The sequence below is a fragment of the Rickettsiales bacterium genome, from assembly GCA_033762595.1.
Taxonomy (GTDB): Bacteria; Pseudomonadota; Alphaproteobacteria; order Rickettsiales; family UBA8987; genus JANPLD01.
Window position 1 is genome coordinate 1 of the sequence record JANRLM010000056.1, and the last position, 19,699, is coordinate 19,699.

The 19,699-nt window shown below is 33.2% G+C and carries 28 protein-coding genes; 14 read left to right on the forward strand and 14 right to left on the reverse strand.

The features are described from left to right. Positions 1 to 935, forward strand: a 935-nt coding sequence (locus SFT90_04305; protein MDX1949704.1) for a hypothetical protein, incomplete at its 5' end; no start/stop codon positions are given. A gap of 127 nt (positions 936 to 1,062) precedes the next feature. Here SFT90_04305 and SFT90_04310 read toward each other — a convergent pair. From SFT90_04310 to SFT90_04320, 3 genes are all read right to left on the reverse strand, one after another. After that, positions 1,063 to 1,878: a protein-glutamate O-methyltransferase CheR gene (locus SFT90_04310; GenBank protein MDX1949705.1), complete on the reverse strand. Its 816-nt coding sequence runs from the start codon at positions 1,876 to 1,878 to the stop codon at positions 1,063 to 1,065. 1 nt (position 1,879) lies between these two features. Further along, complete coding sequence (locus SFT90_04315) at positions 1,880 to 2,506, reverse strand: CheB methylesterase domain-containing protein (protein MDX1949706.1); 627 nt, start codon at positions 2,504 to 2,506, stop codon at positions 1,880 to 1,882. A gap of 67 nt (positions 2,507 to 2,573) precedes the next feature. Beyond that, positions 2,574 to 2,732 (reverse strand): zinc-finger domain-containing protein, encoded by a 159-nt coding sequence (locus SFT90_04320; GenBank protein MDX1949707.1) that lies wholly within the window; start codon positions 2,730 to 2,732, stop codon positions 2,574 to 2,576. A 57-nt stretch (positions 2,733 to 2,789) separates the two neighbouring features. Between SFT90_04320 and SFT90_04325 the strand changes: the two genes are divergently transcribed. Further along, positions 2,790 to 3,464 carry a 7-carboxy-7-deazaguanine synthase QueE gene (locus SFT90_04325; protein MDX1949708.1) on the forward strand — a complete coding sequence of 225 codons (675 nt, stop codon included), beginning with the start codon at positions 2,790 to 2,792 and terminating at the stop codon, positions 3,462 to 3,464. Between the two features lie 269 nt (positions 3,465 to 3,733). On the opposite strand, the gene SFT90_04330 is transcribed toward SFT90_04325, so the two are convergent. After that, complete coding sequence (locus tag SFT90_04330) at positions 3,734 to 4,105, reverse strand: helix-turn-helix transcriptional regulator (GenBank protein ID MDX1949709.1); 372 nt, start codon at positions 4,103 to 4,105, stop codon at positions 3,734 to 3,736. Positions 4,106 to 4,247: 142 nt separating this feature from the next. On the opposite strand from SFT90_04330, the gene SFT90_04335 reads away from it, so the two are divergent. Together SFT90_04335 and SFT90_04340 are read left to right on the forward strand one after the other, a co-directional pair. Beyond that, positions 4,248 to 4,547, forward strand: a complete 300-nt coding sequence (locus SFT90_04335) for a hypothetical protein (GenBank protein ID MDX1949710.1) — start codon at positions 4,248 to 4,250, stop codon at positions 4,545 to 4,547. An 11-nt stretch (positions 4,548 to 4,558) separates the two neighbouring features. Further along, on the forward strand, positions 4,559 to 5,044 hold the full coding sequence (locus SFT90_04340; protein MDX1949711.1) for a YajQ family cyclic di-GMP-binding protein: 486 nt from the start codon (positions 4,559 to 4,561) through the stop codon (positions 5,042 to 5,044). On the opposite strand, the gene SFT90_04345 is transcribed toward SFT90_04340, so the two are convergent. From SFT90_04345 to SFT90_04355, 3 genes are all read right to left on the reverse strand, one after another. Next, entirely contained in the window at positions 5,034 to 5,945 is a 912-nt protein-coding gene (locus SFT90_04345) for a TIGR01777 family oxidoreductase (protein MDX1949712.1), read from the reverse strand. The two genes, SFT90_04340 and SFT90_04345, sit on opposite strands and share 11 nt — an antisense overlap. Then, positions 5,942 to 6,682 carry an SDR family oxidoreductase gene (locus SFT90_04350; GenBank protein ID MDX1949713.1) on the reverse strand — a complete coding sequence of 247 codons (741 nt, stop codon included), beginning with the start codon at positions 6,680 to 6,682 and terminating at the stop codon, positions 5,942 to 5,944. Before SFT90_04350 ends, SFT90_04345 begins: the two co-directional genes overlap by 4 nt. A gap of 71 nt (positions 6,683 to 6,753) precedes the next feature. Further along, positions 6,754 to 6,888, reverse strand: coding sequence for a DUF2256 domain-containing protein (locus tag SFT90_04355; protein MDX1949714.1), 135 nt, complete (start codon positions 6,886 to 6,888; stop codon positions 6,754 to 6,756). A 73-nt stretch (positions 6,889 to 6,961) separates the two neighbouring features. Between SFT90_04355 and SFT90_04360 the strand changes: the two genes are divergently transcribed. The 4 genes from SFT90_04360 to SFT90_04375 are packed head-to-tail and all read left to right on the forward strand — an operon-like array spanning position 6,962 to position 9,989. Further along, entirely contained in the window at positions 6,962 to 7,732 is a 771-nt protein-coding gene (locus SFT90_04360; GenBank protein MDX1949715.1) for an FTR1 family protein, read from the forward strand. Between the two features lie 4 nt (positions 7,733 to 7,736). After that, entirely contained in the window at positions 7,737 to 8,642 is a 906-nt protein-coding gene (miaA, locus tag SFT90_04365; GenBank protein MDX1949716.1) for a tRNA (adenosine(37)-N6)-dimethylallyltransferase MiaA, read from the forward strand. A gap of 10 nt (positions 8,643 to 8,652) precedes the next feature. Next, positions 8,653 to 9,039 carry a CrcB family protein gene (locus tag SFT90_04370; protein MDX1949717.1) on the forward strand — a complete coding sequence of 129 codons (387 nt, stop codon included), beginning with the start codon at positions 8,653 to 8,655 and terminating at the stop codon, positions 9,037 to 9,039. A gap of 8 nt (positions 9,040 to 9,047) precedes the next feature. Further along, entirely contained in the window at positions 9,048 to 9,989 is a 942-nt protein-coding gene (locus tag SFT90_04375) for an RluA family pseudouridine synthase (GenBank protein MDX1949718.1), read from the forward strand. 145 nt (positions 9,990 to 10,134) lie between these two features. Here the strand turns inward: SFT90_04375 and SFT90_04380 are convergent, their stop codons facing one another. Further along, positions 10,135 to 10,893, reverse strand: a complete 759-nt coding sequence (locus tag SFT90_04380) for a TraX family protein (protein MDX1949719.1) — start codon at positions 10,891 to 10,893, stop codon at positions 10,135 to 10,137. A 136-nt stretch (positions 10,894 to 11,029) separates the two neighbouring features. Between SFT90_04380 and SFT90_04385 the strand changes: the two genes are divergently transcribed. Beyond that, on the forward strand, positions 11,030 to 11,353 hold the full coding sequence (locus SFT90_04385) for a TrbC/VirB2 family protein (protein ID MDX1949720.1): 324 nt from the start codon (positions 11,030 to 11,032) through the stop codon (positions 11,351 to 11,353). After that, positions 11,353 to 11,658, forward strand: coding sequence for a TrbC/VirB2 family protein (locus tag SFT90_04390; GenBank protein ID MDX1949721.1), 306 nt, complete (start codon positions 11,353 to 11,355; stop codon positions 11,656 to 11,658). The genes SFT90_04385 and SFT90_04390 overlap by 1 nt, the downstream gene beginning before the upstream one ends. Here the strand turns inward: SFT90_04390 and murD are convergent. The 4 genes from murD to SFT90_04410 form a co-directional block, all read right to left on the reverse strand. Next, complete coding sequence (gene murD / locus SFT90_04395; protein MDX1949722.1) at positions 11,651 to 12,940, reverse strand: UDP-N-acetylmuramoyl-L-alanine--D-glutamate ligase; 1,290 nt, start codon at positions 12,938 to 12,940, stop codon at positions 11,651 to 11,653. The two genes, SFT90_04390 and murD, sit on opposite strands and share 8 nt — an antisense overlap. Positions 12,941 to 13,124: 184 nt before the next feature. Then, entirely contained in the window at positions 13,125 to 13,613 is a 489-nt protein-coding gene (locus tag SFT90_04400) for an RNA pyrophosphohydrolase (GenBank protein ID MDX1949723.1), read from the reverse strand. 1 nt (position 13,614) lies between these two features. Beyond that, positions 13,615 to 14,145: a cytochrome b/b6 domain-containing protein gene (locus SFT90_04405; protein MDX1949724.1), complete on the reverse strand. Its 531-nt coding sequence runs from the start codon at positions 14,143 to 14,145 to the stop codon at positions 13,615 to 13,617. Positions 14,146 to 14,147: 2 nt separating this feature from the next. After that, positions 14,148 to 14,393, reverse strand: coding sequence for an exodeoxyribonuclease VII small subunit (locus SFT90_04410; protein ID MDX1949725.1), 246 nt, complete (start codon positions 14,391 to 14,393; stop codon positions 14,148 to 14,150). Positions 14,394 to 14,475: 82 nt separating this feature from the next. Here SFT90_04410 and SFT90_04415 point away from each other — a divergent pair, with 82 nt between their 5' ends. Further along, positions 14,476 to 15,768, forward strand: coding sequence for an isoprenylcysteine carboxylmethyltransferase family protein (locus tag SFT90_04415; GenBank protein MDX1949726.1), 1,293 nt, complete (start codon positions 14,476 to 14,478; stop codon positions 15,766 to 15,768). Here SFT90_04415 and grxC read toward each other — a convergent pair. Beyond that, complete coding sequence (gene grxC, locus SFT90_04420) at positions 15,755 to 16,018, reverse strand: glutaredoxin 3 (GenBank protein ID MDX1949727.1); 264 nt, start codon at positions 16,016 to 16,018, stop codon at positions 15,755 to 15,757. The genes SFT90_04415 and grxC overlap by 14 nt on opposite strands. A gap of 71 nt (positions 16,019 to 16,089) precedes the next feature. On the opposite strand from grxC, the gene SFT90_04425 reads away from it, so the two are divergent. Together SFT90_04425 and queF are read left to right on the forward strand one after the other, a co-directional pair. Next, complete coding sequence (locus tag SFT90_04425) at positions 16,090 to 16,842, forward strand: prepilin-type N-terminal cleavage/methylation domain-containing protein (GenBank protein ID MDX1949728.1); 753 nt, start codon at positions 16,090 to 16,092, stop codon at positions 16,840 to 16,842. 14 nt (positions 16,843 to 16,856) lie between these two features. Then, entirely contained in the window at positions 16,857 to 17,315 is a 459-nt protein-coding gene (queF, locus tag SFT90_04430) for a preQ(1) synthase (protein MDX1949729.1), read from the forward strand. Positions 17,316 to 17,394: 79 nt separating this feature from the next. Here the strand turns inward: queF and leuC are convergent, their stop codons facing one another. Then, the gene (gene leuC / locus SFT90_04435) at positions 17,395 to 18,804 is read right to left on the reverse strand and encodes a 3-isopropylmalate dehydratase large subunit (GenBank protein ID MDX1949730.1); all 1,410 of its coding nucleotides are present in this window, start codon (positions 18,802 to 18,804) and stop codon (positions 17,395 to 17,397) included. Between the two features lie 121 nt (positions 18,805 to 18,925). Between leuC and SFT90_04440 the strand changes: the two genes are divergently transcribed. Continuing rightward, on the forward strand, positions 18,926 to 19,699 hold a 774-nt coding region (locus tag SFT90_04440), incomplete at its 3' end, for a hypothetical protein (protein MDX1949731.1).

Sequence of the window (19,699 nt, forward strand, 5' to 3'; positions counted from 1 at the left end):
GATCACCTAAGGAAGAGGAAAAAGGATCACCTAAGGAAGAGGAAAAAGGATCACCTAAGGAAGAGGAAAAAGGATCGCCTAAGGAAGAGGAAAAAGGATCGCCTAAGGAAGAGGAAAAAGGATCGCCTAAGGAAGAGGAAAAAGGATCACCTAAGGAAGAGGAAAAAGGATCACCTAAGGAAGAGGAAAAAGGATCGCCTAAGGAAGAGGAAAAAGGATCACCTAAGGAAGAGGAAAAAGGATCGCCTAAGGAAGAGGAAAAAGGATCGCCTAAGGAAGAGGAAAAAGGATCACCTAAGGAAGAGGAAAAAGATAAAAATGATCCTTCAAATGATATGTTTATTAGAAGGGAGATGAGTTCTAATGCTCCTGAAAATCCGCCTTCCTCTACTCAAATTACTTATGAAGATAATGCACGAGATTTAGGTTATATAATTAATAGAATTAAATTTGGATCAGTAACAGAAACCAATACTGAAGGAAAACCTGAGAATATTGCTTCTAGACTTGTAAAAGAAATGAACCTAAGCTCATTACAAGTAAGTAATGCATCTCATTACTCTGCCTACGATAAAAAAGGCATGGAATTTAATGGGTTAGACGCTGAAATTAATAATGAAGCATTAGATGAATTTAGAATGTTAGTTAATGATTTGAAAAATGGATCAGATATTCAAATTAGTAAAAAGGAAACAGGAAACCCTCTTGAGCTTAAAGCTAACAAAGATGCATTAGTTGCATTGGCTGGCGAATTATTAGAAAATGCTAAGGCAGAAGAAGCAAGAGAAGGAAACTCGAATATCACTGAGGCAGAAATAGTGGCTCAATTCCAAGCTATTCTTGATGCCGCTTATGATGAAGCTAATCTCTCTGAGGTTACTCCTGAAATAAAAACTGAAAAGCCAGAAACATCAAAAAAAGGTAAGAAAAAATAAGTAATTGCAAATAATGCTAAGATTCTTAGCACTTAACCGCCAATTGTCACCCTGCATTTATTGCGGGGTGACACTTATAATAAAATTCGTTTTACTATATATGCATATTAAACGCTTCTAAAAATAGTCAAATCTTCTTATAAACTGATCTAAAATCTGGGGTTTGGTGGAGTTTTTCTGGCAGGATATTTAGTGTTTCAGAAGAACCCAAATAAATTGATCCACCTTTTTTGAGTTTTGAAATTAAATTATTCAGAACTAACCTTTTGGTGTTGTCATCAAAATATATCAAAACATTTCTTGCGAAAATGCAGTCAAATTCATCATTTTCAGGCAGTTCTGATAGCAAATTTGCTTCATAAAAACTACATTTCTTTTTAATATCATCTTTAATTTTCCAATTATTTTCATCTATTTTTTGAAAATATTTTATTAGATAATTAATCTGTAACCCCCTTTGCACTTCAAACTGATTGAAAATTCCCTGACGAGCTCTCTCAACCATTACAGGCGATAAATCAAAGCCTTTTATAAAAAAATCCCTGCCATTTAATTTAATTTTACTTTCATTAAGAAGCATTGCTAAGCTATAGGCTTCCTGTCCACTTGAGCAAGCACTGGATAAAATTTTTATAGTTGCAGAATTTGGCGTGTTCGCCACAATATCGCTTAAAGTATTTTTTTGAAAGAACTCAAAAGGCTTGATATCCCTAAAGAAATAAGTTTCATTTGTAGTTATGGCATCAATAACAGAGTTTATAATTTCTGGAGTATTTATTCTTATTTTTGTAATTAACTCATCAAAACTTTTTAGCCCGAATTTTCTTGCAATAGGGGTTATTCGGCTTTCTAGCAGGTAATTCTTATCGCTCTCAAGTGCAATGCCGGTTTTAGTTTTAATAAAACTTTGCAAATATCTTATATTGTCCTCATTCAGCTTCATATCAAAATATCACTCCCATAGAGTTTTTTCTTAGATATTCTGCGATTTTATCAATCGGCAGAATTTCAGTGCAAAGCCCTTCTTTTGCTACTGCACCGGGCATTCCCCAAACCACGCTTGTTTCTTCATCTTGTGCAATTATTATCCCACCTTCTTCAACAATTTTTCTTGCACCTTCTAGGCCATCATTACCAATACCAGTTAGAATTACACCAAAAACATTACCATTCCATACTTCTGCCGCAGATGAAAACATTGGGTCAACCGCAGGTTTACAAAAATTAATTGGCGGTGTATCTAATAGGCAAGCTACTATTCTATCTCCCTTCTTTTCAAGGCTTAAATGTTTGTTGCTTGGTGCTACATAAATTTTGCCTGCAATAATTTCTTCATTTTCCTCTGCTAATTTTGTTGGAAGGCCACTTACCGAAGCAATCTTATCAACAAAGCTTTTATCAATATTTTCTGGTATATGTTGGGTAATCAAAATCGGAATTTCTATCCGATAATTTTTAAGCTCAGAAAAAATTCTGCTGACAGCTTGTAAACCTCCAGTTGATGAGCCTATTAAAATAGCCCTTGGTTTTCTTAATGAAGTTTTAGGAATTAATTTATATTTTTTTTGCATCTTTCAACCTATAGTTAATTCGTTAGATGCTACTTTATAGAGAGTAAAAATATAGAGATTTTTTGATTTACTTAGATTTATATACATATTTTCTTGAGCAATATGGGCAAACAACCTCATTTTTGCCTTGTGCAAAAGTTAACCACACTCTTGGGTGGCCTAAAGAGCCTTTGCCACCATCGCAAGCCACGCTTTTTTTGTTTGTTTCTATTGTTTCAAATTCCATAAAACAAATTATATAATATGGTTTATAACTAATAAAAAACTTATTTTAGTCAATAAAATGTTCGGTAAGAATCCAAAAAGACCAGCAATTAATGGTGAAGTTGATGCACTTGATGTGCAGGAAATTTTTGCGACAATACAAGGTGAAGGGCCTAATGCAGGCACACCTGCTGTGTTTGTTAGATTGGGTGGTTGTAATTTAGCTTGTAGTTTTTGTGATACAGAATTTGAAAGTTATTCAGCAATAAAAATTGATGAAATAATCCAAGAAATTAAAGAAAAATCTCTAAATAAAAATAATATTAGAACTCATAATCTTGTTGTTATAACTGGCGGAGAGCCTATGCGTCAGCCGATTGAAGAATTTTGTAAAAAATTACTTGAGGAAAAATTTTCAGTTCAAATTGAAACTAATGGAACAATTTTTAGGGATTTAGATTCAAGAGTTCAAATTATCTGCTCACCTAAAAATATTAGCAAATATTCTAGGATTAGAGAGGATTTACTGCCTAAAATAACTGCTTTTAAGTTTTTAATTTCAGCCTTTGATGAGAAATATTATTCAGTGCAAGAAATAGGGCAGGCGGATTATAATATCCCTGTTTATGTGCAGCCAATTGATGATTATAATGAGCAGAAAAACCAAGCAAATCTTCTTAAAACTATAGAGATTGCTAGGGAAAATAATTATAAAATCAGCCTTCAAATTCATAAATATATGAATATTCCTTAAATTTTAGTTATTGGTAAATAAGGATAGATTTATAAAAGTTAGATTGTTATTTTGCTAGAATGTCACCCCGCATTTATTGCGGGGTTAAATATAAATACCGACTTTCCTTCATGCCGGCGAAAGCGGGTATCCATTTTATATTATAGATTCCCGCTTTAGCGGTAATAAAAAATGTTGTTTCTTTACTAAACCCCGCAACAAGTGCGGGGTGACAATTTTTGGTTAAATTGCTTAAATCTATCTTTGGTTAGCAATGCTACCATAAATTTCTAAGCCCCGAAATTTGCAAAAAGAATTGTATTTTGCAGGATTAATTTTCTAACATCATTAGAAGAAATTTGGCTGTAATAATCAATTAGGTTGTTAATATCTGGGTTTTTGAAATCGTTGATATTATTCTTAGAAATAAGCCTATAAAAATTATTAAGTGAAACATTTAAGATTTTTGAGACTTCAAATAACTTCTCAGCACTAATTCTATTATTACCAGTTTCATATTTCTGTAATTGTTGGGCACTAACACCAAGTTTTTGTGCTAAATCTTTGAGGTTGTAACCCTTTATTTTTCTATAATATCTAATGTTTTTACCAATTATGTTGGTAAAATTTTTGCCTTTTTTAATTTTTTTGTTAGCTTCCATATCAATTAGTGATATATATAATTAAAGTGTAGGTTTATATTTATACATATTTAATACAAACTACATACAAAAATAATACAAGAAATATACAAGTCAACATATTTTATACAAATGTTGTATATTAAATACATTTAGCTATTTTATGAAGGAAGAATTTCAAAATTTACATCTGCAACTTTCCTCTGATGACATTAAGAAAATTGATATTTGGAAGGTTGAAAACGGAATGAAATCCCGTGCGGAAGCTATTCGTAGTATGATAAAACTTGCCCTGCAAGCAAATGATTTTAAGCCACAAATTGTTACTGCAATGAAGGAAAAGCAATCTAATTTTATGTTGCCAAATATTGCAAATAAATCTAAGAATAATGAAAAGAATTTTGAAGATATTATCCGCAAAATTGTTAAAGAAGAATTGCAAAAAGCCATTAAAAATAACTAAAATTTTCATATATGCCGAGCTTTGATATCGTTTCTGAAACTGACTTACAAGAGGTTGATAATGCTGTAAATTCTTGCGTTCGTGAAATTCAAAACCGATATGATTTCAAAGGCTCAAAGTCTGAACTCAAAAGAGAGGCTGAAACTATAACCTTACTCGCTGATGACGACATGAAGCATAAAGCAATAATTGAGATGCTAAAAACTTACATCACGCGCAGAAAACTTGATATAAAATGCCTTGATTTCCAAAAGCCTGAATCTGCAAGTGGTGGAATGATAAGGCAAATTATCAAGGTTAAAAAAGGTATCGATCAAGAAAACGCTAAAAAAATTGTTAAGCAAATTAAAGATAGCAAAATTAAAGTTCAGGCTTCAATTCAATCTGATCAAGTGAGGGTTACTGGTAAAAATCGTGATGATTTGCAAGAGGCTATCCAACTTGTTAGAAGCTCTGAAATTGAACTTCCACTTCAATTTATCAACTTTAGAGATTAGTTTTTTGAACTATATTTTCTAAAGCATCTTCTAATTTTTTATACCTAAAATTGAAGCCATTTTTAAGCAAATTTGTTGGCAAAACTTTTTGACCATTCAGCAACAAGGCTTCACCCATTTCACCAAATATAGTTTTGACCATAAAACTTGGCATATTTAACAAGGCAAATCTATGCAGGGATTTAGCAAGTTTTTCAGTAAACTCTGAGTTTGAAACAGGGTTTGGTGAGGTTAAATTAAAAACCCCACTAAGATTTTTTTCTATAATAAAATCAATTGCTGAAATTACATCTTGAATATGAATCCAAGACATAATTTGCTTACCATCTCCAAGTTTTCCACCAAGATTGAATTTGAAAGCTGGTAGCATCTTTTTCAAAGCACCTTGATTTTTGCCAAGCACAATTCCAAGCCTAATAATTGCAGCATTTATTCCAAGAGATGAGATTTTACTCGCCTCATATTCCCAAGCGTTACAAAGCTCGGAAGTGAATTCATCTCCTTTAGGAAAATCCTCTGAGATGTTGGTGTAAGCTTCATTTCTGCCGTAATAGCCAATTGCAGAGGCACTAATAAAATTTTTTGGCTTTTGCTTTAGATTTTTAATAAATTCATATAGCTTTTTTGTAGTTTCAATTCTGCTAGTAATTAATTTTTCTTTTTGTTTTGAACTCCATTTTTTATCAGCAATTGGTTCACCAGCTAAATTAATTACAACATCAATTTCTTCAAAATCTGCAAGGTTTTCAAGGCTTTTTATAAAAAGAATTTTATTGCCAAATTTTTTCTCTGCTGAAATTTTATCACGCGTAAGAACAATAAATTTATTAGAATCTAAATTCTTAGATTTAATAAAATTTGAGCCTATAAAACCTGTTCCGCCTGTAACTAAATATTTCATATTTTAATCTTAGGTTGAATTGAAGAAAGTCCACCATCAACTGCTAAAACTTGAGCGGTTGACCAGTTTGCTTCCTCGGAAAGAAAATAACAAACAGCATTTGCGATATCTTCTGCTTTTCCAATTCTGCCAAGTCCATGCATTGCAGTTGAAAATTTAAGGCTTGCTTCATTGCTAGTAATTTTTTTGGTGAGCTTTGTTTCAGTTAAACCCGGTGCCACAACATTAAAACGCAAATTTTGTGATGCATAAGTTGCCGCAGCAGATTTCGCAAGAGATACAACCCCGCCCTTAGCAGAAGCAATTGCTTCGTGATTAGCAAGCCCGTGAAGTGCTACTGCTGAAGCTATTAGAACTACAGAACCACCAGATTTCATATATTTTCCAGCACTTCTGACTACTGAAAAAGCTGTTGTAAGGCTTGAATTGATTGTGTTTGAATATTCCTCAAAACTTGTGAGATGTGCCGGTTTTAAGATAACTGAGCCAGCAAAATTGCAAACGCCATCTATATTTCCAAAATTTTCTATCGCCTTAGAAAATACATTTTCTGTAGCTTGAAAATCTGAAGCATCTAAAATTTCCCCTTCACAATTAAATTCTTGCTTTAAGCTTTCTAAATCCTCTTTTTTTCTAGCGGTTACAAAAAATTTATTAGAAGGATTTTTATTTTGCAAAATTTTTATACTTGCTTTTGCAATATCGCTACTTCCTGAAATTATAAGATAATTTGCCATTTTTGAATTCTTTATATTACACCCATTAACAATCTAAGCTTAAAAAAAATAAAATCATAATTAACTATATTTCACTTATTTCTTCTGCATTTTTCAGAGCAGAATTTTACTTCATTCCAAGTTTTTTGCCATTTTTTCCGCCAAGAAAAAGGCTTTTTACAGGTAATGCAAATTTTTTCTGGTAAATTTAAATTTTTGTGAGCCATTTGTTGACTTAATATATTTGTTTTATATTACATATACTGATAATTATTATCAGTTAATTTTAGTTAAATAAAAATGCTCCAAACCGCAATCGTAATATTTAGAGAATTTATAGAAGCCTTTCTTATCATAGCAATAATGGCTGATTATCTAGTAAAAACTGAAAGAAGATATTTACTAAAATCAGTTGCGATTGGTATAGCTTCAGCCACTGCGATTAGCTTAATTTTTGCGGATATAATTGATGGTATCGGCAAAACCGAGCTTGCAGAAGGTGTGCTTTCAATGATTGCAGGGGCGTTGGTGCTTTCCTTAACATTTTATGTGATAAAAACTGCAAAATTTTATCGCAAAAATGTTGAAAACGTCATTGAAAAAGCTGAGGCAAAACAAGGTGTTATGAAGTTTATTGCCGTTGGCCTATTCGCCTTTATTATGGTTGCAAGAGAGGGTTTTGAAATTGTGCTTCTGCTAATTTCAATTTCCTACGAAACGGAAAAATCTACAATGTATGTAGGCTCTGCAATAGGCGGAATTTCAGCTTTAATATTATGTTATTTATGGCTGAAATACAGCTATTTGATAAATTTATCAAAATTTTTGCGAGCGACTTCTTTCTTCCTATTTTTCTTTGCAATACATTTATTTATCTATGGTTTTCACGAACTCACAGAGGCTTATGTTCTGCCGATAGATAATGATTATTGGCACATCGCAACTGAAGATTTTGCTGATCCTGAAAGCTTATTTTCAAAAATAATGTTCTCAGGAATTGCAATAATTCCATTCGCATTTCTTGCATTTTATTATTTAAGAGATAAATTTTTTCATAAAATTTCAAATTAGTTGTTTGAGTGAAAAAATTCACATAATTTTTGGAGCTACCGCAAGCGGTAAAACGGAGTTTTCAGTAAATCTGGCAAAAGAAATTGGTAACGCTGAGATTATCAACGCTGATTCAATGCAGATTTATCAAGAAATTCCAATCATCACAAACCAGCCAAAAGAAGCAGAAAAGCAAAATATTCCGCATCATTTATTTGGTGTGAAATCAATTCTGCATCACTCAGATTTATCTGAATGGCTAGAAATGGCTGTGCCACTAATTCACGAAATAAAGGCTAGGACGAAAACCCCTATTTTAGTTGGTGGAACAGGCTTATATCTTAAATCAATAGTGGAAGGAGTTTCGGAAATTCCTAAAATCCCGCCAGAAATTAAACAAAAATTTCTCAACCTTTGTTCAATAGTACCTGAAAACAAAAAACAAACCCAACTTTATGATATACTAAAAAATATTGATCCGGAAGGGGCGGATAAAATAAAACCTAATGATACGCAAAGAACCTTGAGGGCCTTAGAAGTTAAGGATTATACAGGGGTTTCAATCTCAGAGTGGAATAAAAAACCACAAAAAAAATTTTTTGATAAAGAAAATTTTTCCATTCATTTTATAGATAAGCCAAGAGAGGAAATTTATCTGAAAATTAATGCTAGATTTGAAAATATGGTTGAAAATGGCCTGCTTGATGAGGCAAAAAAGGTTAGAGAAATTTGGCTGGAAAATAATATTTCCGCCAGCAATAATAATCTACCCGCCTATAAAGCCCACGGACTTCGTGAAATTATCGCATATTTAGATGGGGAAATTTCTTTAGACGAAGCAATTTCAAAAGCACAGCAAGCGACTAGAAATTATGCCAAACGGCAATTTACTTGGTGGAGAGGGTGGCAGGGGAGTTTTTTTTTTAATTAGCGGAGTTTCTATGCAAAATATTATTTTAGTGGCGATTGGTGGAATGCTTGGTTGTGTTACCAGATATGGGGTTCTCTCAGCTTTTTCAGAAAATATAAGGACGAAATTGCCAGAATATATCAATTATGTTTTAGTGGTAAATGTAATTGGGAGTTTTTTAATTGGGCTAATTTTTGCTGGATATGAAAGGGGGTTTTTCAATTCAAACACTTTTAATATTGTAAAACCCTTGCTTGCTATTGGCTTTTTGGGCGGGCTTACAACTTTTTCATCATTCACATTAGATTTTTTACAATTTATTCAAAAAGGGCAGGTTATAAACGGCTTAATATATGTTGTATTATCAGTATTTTTAGGCATAGTGGCGGTTTATGCAGGGTATTTAATCGCTAAATAATTATAAAAATGGCTCAAGGCACAAAAATAATTGTAAAAAAAGAATATGAAGGCTTGGAATTATCTAAGTTTTTGAAGAAGGCAAAAATTCCGTTTCCATATATTTTTATTCAAAAATTGCTAAGGAAAAGGGCAATTCGTGTTAATGGAAAATCTCAAAAACAAACTTATCTTGTTCAGCTTAACGATGAAATTTACATTCCAGCAAGCCAAGAAGATGAAAAGGCTAAGAATGCATCTGGGTTCGTAATTCCAAAAAAGAAGCCAGTTGGTAAATTAGAAGATGCTGAAAAATATTTACTAAATAATATTATTTATAAAGATGAAAATATTATTGCGATAAATAAGCCTCAAGGCATTGCGACGCAAGGCGGAAGTGGGGTTATAGTAAGTGTTGATTTGTTGTTAGATTTTCTAAAATTTGGCAATGAGGAACGCCCACTTTTAGTTCATAGAATTGATAAAGATACTTCAGGTGTTTTGCTGATTGCAAGAAATTTGGATACCGCAAGAGAGCTTACTGAAGCCTTCAAAAATCGTGAGATTGAAAAATCATATTTAGCTTTAGTAGTTGGCAGAGTGCCAAATATGAAGGGTAGAATTGCAAAGCCAATTGGTGCAAGAATGGGTGCAGGTGGCACTGAAAAAATGATGGTTGATTATCAAAAGGGTAAAATTTCAGTAACGGAATATAGGGTTGTGGAGCATTACGCAAGCAAGCTTACTTTGCTAGAAGTTTTTCCAAAAACTGGCAGAAAACACCAGATTAGAGTTCACTTAGCTGATGAGGGCTTTCCAATTTTAGGCGATGGAAAATATGGTGGTGCTGTTGCTTTTGTTGATGGTTTAGGTAATAATTTACATCTGCATTCTTGGCGAACTTCTAGCAAAAATAATTTATTCCCTTTAATTGAGGCTAAAATCCCAGATTATTTTGACTTTGGAAAGTGATAAAATAATCGTAGATTTTTTATTATTATCCTTTTTTGTCACCCCGCATTTATTGCAGGGTTAACTATAAAACAAGCTCAAAACTTAGGTTTATAAGTAATTTCAACAATTAACCCCGCAATAAATGCGGGGTGACAATTGGTGGTTAACGAGCATAATAAGCCATAAGAATAAATAATAATTTGTGAAAAATATAGATAAATAGAGCGTTTTGAGAGACGGATTTTATAAGATCTTTACCAATAAAATTTACTTCAGATAATCTGAAATTACTTAATAGAAAATAAGTTATATAGCCAATCAATACTATAAAAATTGTATTTAAGCTGGTTTTTGGAGTGCTAGAAAAAACATAATAATTTAGTAAATTAAAGAAAATTGAAATAAATAAGAATAGCTTAACTTTATTATTTTCCGGTTGGGTTTTGAAAAAATATCCTGCGATTGCAAACATAAAAGCTATCGTTCCATAAGCAAAAATAAAGCTGGTGAAAAAACTCCAAATGATTGTAGAGATTAAAATTTCATTGAAATATTTTATATCTAAATAATTCTTGTTTTTAAGGTATTTCATAACAAGGCAGCTCAAGAAAATACTTATTAAGATATCCGCTTGTTGAAATTTTATTAAGGAATTATGAGCAATTGTTATTATAATTCCGTAAAAAAGAAGGTTATAACGAGGCTCAAATTTTTCTGAATAGCCGACTAAAAATAGGAAAATTGGGAAGGCAATTCTGCCAATTTCCCTAAATATTTCAATATCTTGAAAGAAGTAACTGCCAATATGATCAATAACCATTGTGAAAATGGCTATAAATTTCAAAACATCATAGTTATTACAAACCCTATTTTGTGTTGAGGGGGAGGAAAATTCAATGATATTTGCAAAAAAATCTTTCATTTCAATGGTTTGTGGTAATTGTGGTTTTTGTTAAAATTTTATATAATTTTGTAACAAACTTGTAACAAAAGCAAGTTATACTAAATTTAGATTGGTTAGATATCGATTAAATTAACAACTTAAATTTGAGGTTAAAATGAAAAAAAATTATTTATTAACATTATTGGCAATGTTCTTCATTCCAATGATAGCAAATGCTCAAACGCCTTTTGATCAAGCGTGTGAGATTTTTGATTGTATTATGAATGATGGTATTATTCTAGTAGTTGCGACGGTCGCAATATTATTCTTAGGCATTGGTGCTTTCTTCGGAAAAGTGAACTGGGGTTTAGTTTTGATAACAACTATTGCTATCGTTGTGATATCAGGTGCTTATCAAATTGCAGTTTTAATTACTAATGATCAGCTTCAAGGAGGTTCATGTGGTGATGGAACATGCGATGGTATATTAGTGCAATAATGCATAATTTGATTAAATTTACAGCTCTGGTAACATTTCTGATGTTGCCAGAGTTTTCTTTTTGTAATGATGCAGAAAGCGTTTCTTCTAAGCTATGTGAATTAAGGCAGATGCTATGCGGTGGCGGTTTTGGTATAGCTTTAGTTACAGCAGTTGTATTGACTATCGGAGTTCTCGCTTTAATCGGTAAAATAAATTGGCCTTTTATTATTATAATGGTTTGCTGTATAATAGTTTATATGAGTGCACACCAAATAACTTCAATGCTAATAAATGAAGATGTAAATTGTGAGTGTATTAATTGAGTTTATTAGATAAATCCTTAAACAAATTTCCCCTTTCCTCGTAATTCTTGAATTCATCGAATGAGGCACAGGCTGGAGATAGCAACAAAACCGGCTTAGGTTTATTATTTATTTTGCCATTTTCTATCGCATCTTTTTTAGCCTCATTAAAAGCATCTTTGAAGCCTGCTAAAATTTTGAAATTGCCAAAACCAGCATTCTTGAAAGTTTTTGCGAATTCATCTTTTGCCTGCCCATAAAAATAAGCAGTATTTATTTTACTAAAATATTCCTTAAGGCTTTCAATTCCGCCCTCTTTTGGAACGCCACCAGCAAGCCAAAAAATATTTTCATAGGTTTTTAGTGCAGGTTCAGTTGCATCAGCATTGGTTGCTTTGGAATCATTGATAAAAATAACCCTAGAATGTTCTGCCACTTTTTGCATTCTGTGATCTAGTCCTGAAAAAGTTTTTATTGCTGAGATAATTTGATTATCAGTAAGCCCAGCCTGTTTTGTGGCAAGATAAGCCGCCGAGATATTTTGTAAATTATGAAGCCCCATCAAATTAGGGAAAAACTCATTCTTAAAAAAATCACCAGTTTTGAATTTGAAAATATTATTGTGCTTTGAAATTTCTTCTGCGAGGTTTTTCATTATTTCAGTATCAGTGCAGATTATTCCTAAATCAGTTCTTTCCTGCCCTAAGAAAATTCGCATTTTAGATTTTGCATAACGCTCAAGGGTTTGATATCTTTCCATATGGTCTGGCGTGAGGTTTAGGAAAATTGCAACTTCAAACTTTGCTTTAGGAGTAATATCAAGTTGAAAAGAAGATACTTCAAGCACGAACCAGCTGTTTTTTCTTTCAACATCAAGGCTTAGTGCGGGTATTCCAAAATTTCCCCCGATTTGGCAATCAATATTATTTTCTTTAAGGATATGATGAACTAAGGCTGTAGTGGTTGATTTTCCATTAGTTCCAGTAATTGCAATAATTTTTGAGGTAGGGTTTTTATCACGAGCTAAAACTTCAATATCACTAATTATTGGAATATTTTTCTGCTTGGCAATTTCTGCAATAGGGTGAGGTTTTGGAAGTTCAACTGGAATGCCGGGTGAAAATAATATTTCAGAAATTTCATCAAAATTCCAGTTTTTATAGTCAGTAATGTTGGGAAGATAATCCGGAGTTTTGGTGTTTTTGTTATCATCATAAAGCAGAATTGGAATATTTTTCTTCTGAAAATATTCCGCAGATGCTAAGCCTGATTTGCCGAGTCCTACTATCGCAATTTTTTTCATAGTGGTTTATTGTAAATTGATGCTTAAACTTTATTCCCTCTCCCGTTTACGGGGGAGGGTTAGGGTGGGGGCAAAGATTGCTTAAATCAAACTTTTTTAATGCCCCCCTCTTAATCTCCCCCCGCAAGCAGGGGGAGAAATATAGAGCAAATTCTAAGTATAGCTCGAAATAACATTATTTTTATTATAGAAAATCCTTAAATTCTTCAAGTAGGCCTTTATATAAATCTCTCTTAAATGGCACTATAATTGCAGGTAAATCCCAAGGTTTGCTCCACTTCCAAGCGGTAAATTCTGGAATTTCAGTGTTGATATTTATTTCAGAATCTTCCCCCAAAAAATTCGCAAGATACCACATTTGGGTTTGACCGCGATATTTTCCATTCCAAAATTTTGGAATTAAATAATCTGGAATATCGTAAGAATACCAACCTTGAGCTTGCGATATTATTTCAATGTTATTAGTGCCAATTTCCTCAAGAAGCTCGCGTTTAGCGGCGAAAATTAAATCCTCACCATCTTCAATGCCACCTTGTGGCATTTGCCACGCATCAGCTTTGTTATCTATTCTTTGACCAACAAAAACCTCTCTATTCTTATTAAGAAGCATAATTCCAACGCACTTCCTGTAAGGCAGATTTTCTCGGTTAATATTTATGGTAGATTTATTCATTTTATAACATTCTCTTAAATAAATTTACTTTATCTAAAAAATAATGTTTTACGCTTGCTAAAAAGTGAAGCGATATAATTGCTACAAAAAACCAAGGCAGTGTTTCGTGAAGCTCCCAAAAAAATCTTCCTAATGGTTTATTTTTTGTAATTAAATCTGGAAACTGGAATCCAAAAACCGGTAAGGAATAATCTCCTGCATCGGTAGCAATGTAGCCACTTAGAGGCATAAAAATCATAAACAAGTAAAGCAACGCCCAGCCTAGTTTTGCAAGAATTATATTCTGCTTTCCAAGTATTTCTGGTAGCTTAGGCTCAGTTTTGAAAGTGAGTGACTTAATAATAATTCTTAAAATTATTAGCCCTAAAGCAATCATTCCAAATGATTTATGATAGAAATAAAAATCGCCTCTATATTCTTTTGGTAAATATCCTTTTGTAAAACCAGAGGTTAAAAGGCCAATTATAATAACAGCCATTGCCCAGTGTATAACCCTAAGTGCGAAATGATATTTTTGATTTTCGTTTTGCATAATTACCCCTCAAATTCGTTAGGAAATGGCTCAAGTTTTTTATTGCCAGCTTCATCTTTGACAATTTGATCAACTTTTAATTTTGCATCAGAAAGCCTTTTTTCACAAATTTTCACAAGCTCAGTGCCTTTTTCATATAGTTTGATAGATTCCTCAAGTTCAAGATTACCAGATTCTAGCTTTCTTGTGATATTTTCAAGCTCAATAATTGCTTTTTCAAAACTTAACTCTTTATTGTTTTCTGTCATATAAAATTATTTTTGAAATTATTTCTAATTGTAATTTTATAAATTTGCATCATAAATTATCAAAGAAATTTATAAATAAAATATGTCTTATAAATCAGATACAAATTTTTTAGTAAATTTGCTAGGTTGCTTCTTATTTTATCTTATTTTTTTTACTTGCAGAAATTATTTTCAAGCTGGTGATTTGAGCTTGGTTTTCCTATGTTTTGTGAATGCAGTTCTGCCTATTGCTATTTATGAAATTTATCGTGCTACTGAAAAAAATAGCAAATTTCCTATAAATTTTAAGATTAGAAATAAATTTAGCCTTGATAGAATTTTTAAGAAATTAATTGGTTTAGCGATTACTTTTCTTGCAATATTTCTCATCTATAATTTATTTCCAATTTACAGAACGGATTATTACAAGCCATTTTTTGAAAAGTTACTTTTAGTTTCTGATTATATTTTTATTCTAGCAATTCCTTATTTTATAATCACTGATTTAATGATGAAAAACCCTAAAGATTCTTATTATAATTTGGGTTTGATTGCAAAATTTGATTTCAAAAATATTGATAAAAAATTAATCTGGGAGCATTCAAGAGCTTGGATTGTGAAGGCTTTCTTTCTGCCATTAATGACAATTTATTGTATTAATAATTTTAATTTTCTGCATAATTTGAATTTATCAAACATTCAAAACTTCAAGAATTTTTTTGATTTAGCTTATAGTTTTATTTTCACAATTGATATTATCTTTGCGGTGATTGGATATTCATTAACGCTAAAATTATTTAACACGCAAATCTATTCCGCAGAGCCAACTTTGCTTGGGTGGCTTGTTTGTATAATGTGCTATGAACCATTCTGGGTTGGGGCTTTCAACAGCAATTATTTTCAATATGAGGAAGGCTATTATTGGGGAAATTTTTTTACTGAAAATTCCATTGGCTATATAATTTGGGGAAGTTTGATTTTATTTTCTATAGGAATTTATTCGCTTGCAACTGTTGCATTTGGTATGAGGTTTTCAAATTTAACTTATCGTGGATTAGTATCAGATGGGCCTTTTGCTCTAACAAAGCACCCAGCCTATGTTTTCAAAAACCTCTCTTGGTGGTTGATTTCAATTCCCTTTATTACAAACTCAGATTGGGTTACAGCGGTTAGAAATTGTGCAATGTTATTTGGTGTAAATATTATTTATTATGTGAGGGCTAGAACTGAGGAAAACCACCTTTCAAACTTCCCAGAATATGTAGCTTATGCTGAAGCTATGAATGAAAAAAGCATCTTTGCTTGGGTTGGAAAATTTTTCCCTTTTATGAAATATTCATACGAAAGAGCTAAAAATTCTGGCTCAAAAACTTATGATAAATTCACTTGCCGTTGATGATTTTATCAAGTTTTCCCTCTTTATCTAATGCAACTGTGTCATCATAGCCACCGATGTGAATACCGTTGATGAAGATTTGTGGAACGGTTTTTCTGCCCCCAGATTTATCAAGCATTTCTTGCCTTAGCTCATCAGAGTTTGTAACATCAATTTCTTTAGTGATTGCAAACCCTTTTCTTGCTAAAAAATCTCTAGCCCTTGTGCAGTAAGGGCAATAAGTGGTTTTATACATTATAATTTCTGTCATAAATTTGATTTGTTAATTAAATTTCTTGAGTTTATTATAGATTATAATTTTTCAAACAAAAAATTAATTTAATGAAAATAAAGCAAAAAGGCTTTTCAGTGGTTGAGTTGGCGGTTGTGGTGGTGATAATTGGTGTTCTTATATCAATGTTTTTCTTCGCTTCTGGAATTTTAGATACGGCTAAAGTTAACGGCATAATTTCTGAAATAAATTATTTCAAAGCGTCTCAAGATAGATTTCGTGAAAAATATGGCTTTAGGCCCGGTGATGTGCCGGCAAGCTTTTTAAGCCAAAATGGTTTTACTGGCTATTCAGATGATGTTTGTGCAACAACAAATTTTGGCAATGGCAAATGGGATAATGCAACGGAGGAAGATTTAATATGGCTTCAAATGTCTATGCAGAAATTTATTCGTCAATCTATATATTTTGACCCGTGCTCTGCACCAGCTTATAGAGATGTTGGAACTCATAGACCAGCTTCAGAAGCGGTAAATGGAGTGGGTTGGACATTTGTAAATACTGATTCTGTTGTAATTTCATCAGGCCCTACAACTAGAAGATTTTTATATGTTCTAAAAGTTGGGCAAAAAAATAATAGTTCTGATAGAACTCTTAGCAAGGGGAAAATAAAGGTTTCAATTCATATGGATATTGATACTAAAATTGATGCACCATTCACACCAACTTCAGGGAAATATTTTGTAGGTGCGGAATGTATAGATGCGGCAGGTGCTTATCTTGGTGAAAAAAGCACTAATGAATGTGTTGGAGGCTACGCTGAGATTCCAAGTGAAGTTTTAGAAAATTTATATACTCCTTAAAAAATTGTAAATTTATGACAAATTATAAAAAATTAAAACAACTAGGCGGGCAAACTAATTATCCTAAAAATCCTAGCGATGCTAAGTTAGAAGCAGTTAAAAACCCTCATTCTGATAGAGATTATTTAATAAGATTTACTTGCCCAGAATTTACTTCACTTTGCCCAGTTACAGGGCAACCAGATTTTGCTCATTTGATGATTGATTATGCACCAAACAAACTAATTGTTGAGAGTAAATCTCTCAAATTATTCCTTTTTTCATTTAGAAATCACGCTGGCTTTCACGAAGAATGCACAATTGATATTGCAAAAAGGATTGAAAAAACAATATCGCCAAAATGGCTGAGGATAGGCGGTTATTGGTATCCAAGGGGTGGTATTCCAATAGATATATTCTATCAAAATGGCACTTTACCGAAAAATATTTGGCTTCCAGAGCAGAACGTTCCAAATTACAAGGGCAGGGGGTAGAAAATATTTTTTTAAGAGCTTTATTTAATTTCTGTTGTTTTTACCAAGGTTAATGGGCTTAATCTATTTTTAGTGAACACTACACTAAACCCCTAACATCAGCCAATTTGCCGGCAATAGCGGCGGCGGTTGCCATAGCAGGCGACATTAAGTGAGTTCTGCCACCTCTGCCTTGCCTGCCTTCAAAATTGCGGTTTGAGGTTGAAGCACAACGCTCACCCGGCTCCAGCCTATCAGCATTCATTGCTAAGCACATTGAACAACCCGGATCACGCCATTCAAAACCAGCCTCAATAAATATCTTATCTAAGCCTTCCTTTTCAGCCTGCTCTTTTACTAAGCCAGAACCCGGAACAATCATTGCAAGCTTGATATTTGATGCAACTTTTTTACCTTTTGCAACTTTCGCAACTTCTCGTAAATCCTCAATTCTGCCATTAGTGCAAGAGCCAATAAATATTTTATCAACCTGAATATCTTGAAGTTTTGTGCCAGCCGTAAGCCCCATATATTCAAGGCTTCTCGCCCATGCATCGGCTTGGAATTTATCCTTCGCATCTTTTGGATTTGGCACTACAGAATCAATTGGCAGAACATCTTGCGGGCTTGTTCCCCAAGTTACTAGAGGTGCAATAGATTCCGCCGGAATGTTAATCTCAACATCAAATTTAGCATCTGCATCAGTTGTAAAATTCTTCCAGTAAGCAACGGCTTTATCAAAATCTTCACCTTTTGGTGCAAACGGCCTGCCTTTTATATAAGTGAAGGTAGTTTCATCAGGTGCGATTAATCCAGCCCTAGCACCGCCTTCAATCGCCATATTGCAGATGGTCATTCTGCCTTCCATAGAAAGTGTGCGTATTGCCGAGCCAGCATATTCCATCACATAACCAGTGCCACCAGCCGTGCCGATTTTACCAATTATCGCAAGGATTATATCTTTTGCAGTAACGCCAAGCGGGAGCTTACCATCAATCGTTACACGCATATTTTTTGCCCGCTTTTGAATGAGGGTTTGCGTTGCAAGCACATGTTCAACCTCTGAAGTGCCAATGCCAAACGCAAGCGAGCCAAACGCCCCGTGCGTTGCGGTGTGAGAATCCCCACAAACGATAGTCATCGCCGGTTGCGTAAAGCCTTGCTCGGGGCCTACAATATGAACAATTCCGTTGCGTTTATCAGTGAGTGGAAAATATTGAACGCCAAATTCCTTACAATTTGCCTCAAGAGTTTCAACCTGCGTGCGTGATTCAGGGTCTTTTATTCCAAATTGCCTATCTTTAGTTGGCACATTGTGATCTGCAACCGCCAGAGTTTTTGAAGGCTGACGCACCTTTCTGCCTGCCATTCTTAACCCCTCAAACGCTTGGGGGCTGGTAACTTCATGCACCATATGGCGATCAATATAAAGCAAAGCCGTTCCATCTTCCGCCTGATGCACTAAGTGACTTTCCCAGATTTTATCGTATAAAGTTTTCGGAGCTGACATATTGATTTATTTTAATTTATATGTTTATTTTCAAAGCTTTATAATAATTTTGAAAAATATGTAAAGTGTTAACCTTTTTTTAAGGTTTTTGGGGTAGATTTGGTATTAACAGTTTTTTTGTATGAGTAAAAAAATAACTATAATAGGGATGGGCAATAGCGGTAAAGAGACAGCCGTACACCTAGCTATTGAAGGGATAATTAGAAATGAAGACACTCTAGTCTTAGTTGATGTTAATGAAAGAGCAAAAGGTTGTAAAGGAGAAATAGTAAGTGCCTGCGAAATAAGAGGAAAGTTTCCACATATAGTTACAATTAACGCAAGAGAACAATCAGAATTAGCAAAAATTAAAGGTAGCGATATTGTTATTGTTACTGTTAGTGCTCCTTTTCCCAAAGGGGGTTTTTCAACCAGAGGCTGGTCTTTATTTAAAAATGCAGAACCAATAAGATTTTTCGCACAGCAAGTTAAAAAATACTGCCAAAATGCTAAGATCATAATGGATAGCAATCCCCTTGATGTTATGTCATCATTATTTGCGGTAGAGAGTGGGATTAATCCATTACAAATATTTGGCAAGGGTGGAGATCTTGACACACAACGTTTAGTTAGCATGCTATCTCACAAGATTGCCAGAAAAGTTGAAGATGATACAGAATCTAGAAATTTTAGAAATATACAGCACTTTATTTTTAATAATCTTCTTAATTCAGGGATTTGTGTAATTGGAAATCATGAAGTGGGAGAAATGGTTTCAATAGTTCCGCAAAAATTAAATGTTTTAAATCAAGAATTATTAAATGGCTGGTTAACTCACGATGAATTAAAACAAGTAATCTACGAAGCAGAGCAAGTAGGACCAAAATCTTCCAAGATGCTTGAAAATAGGTCCCCT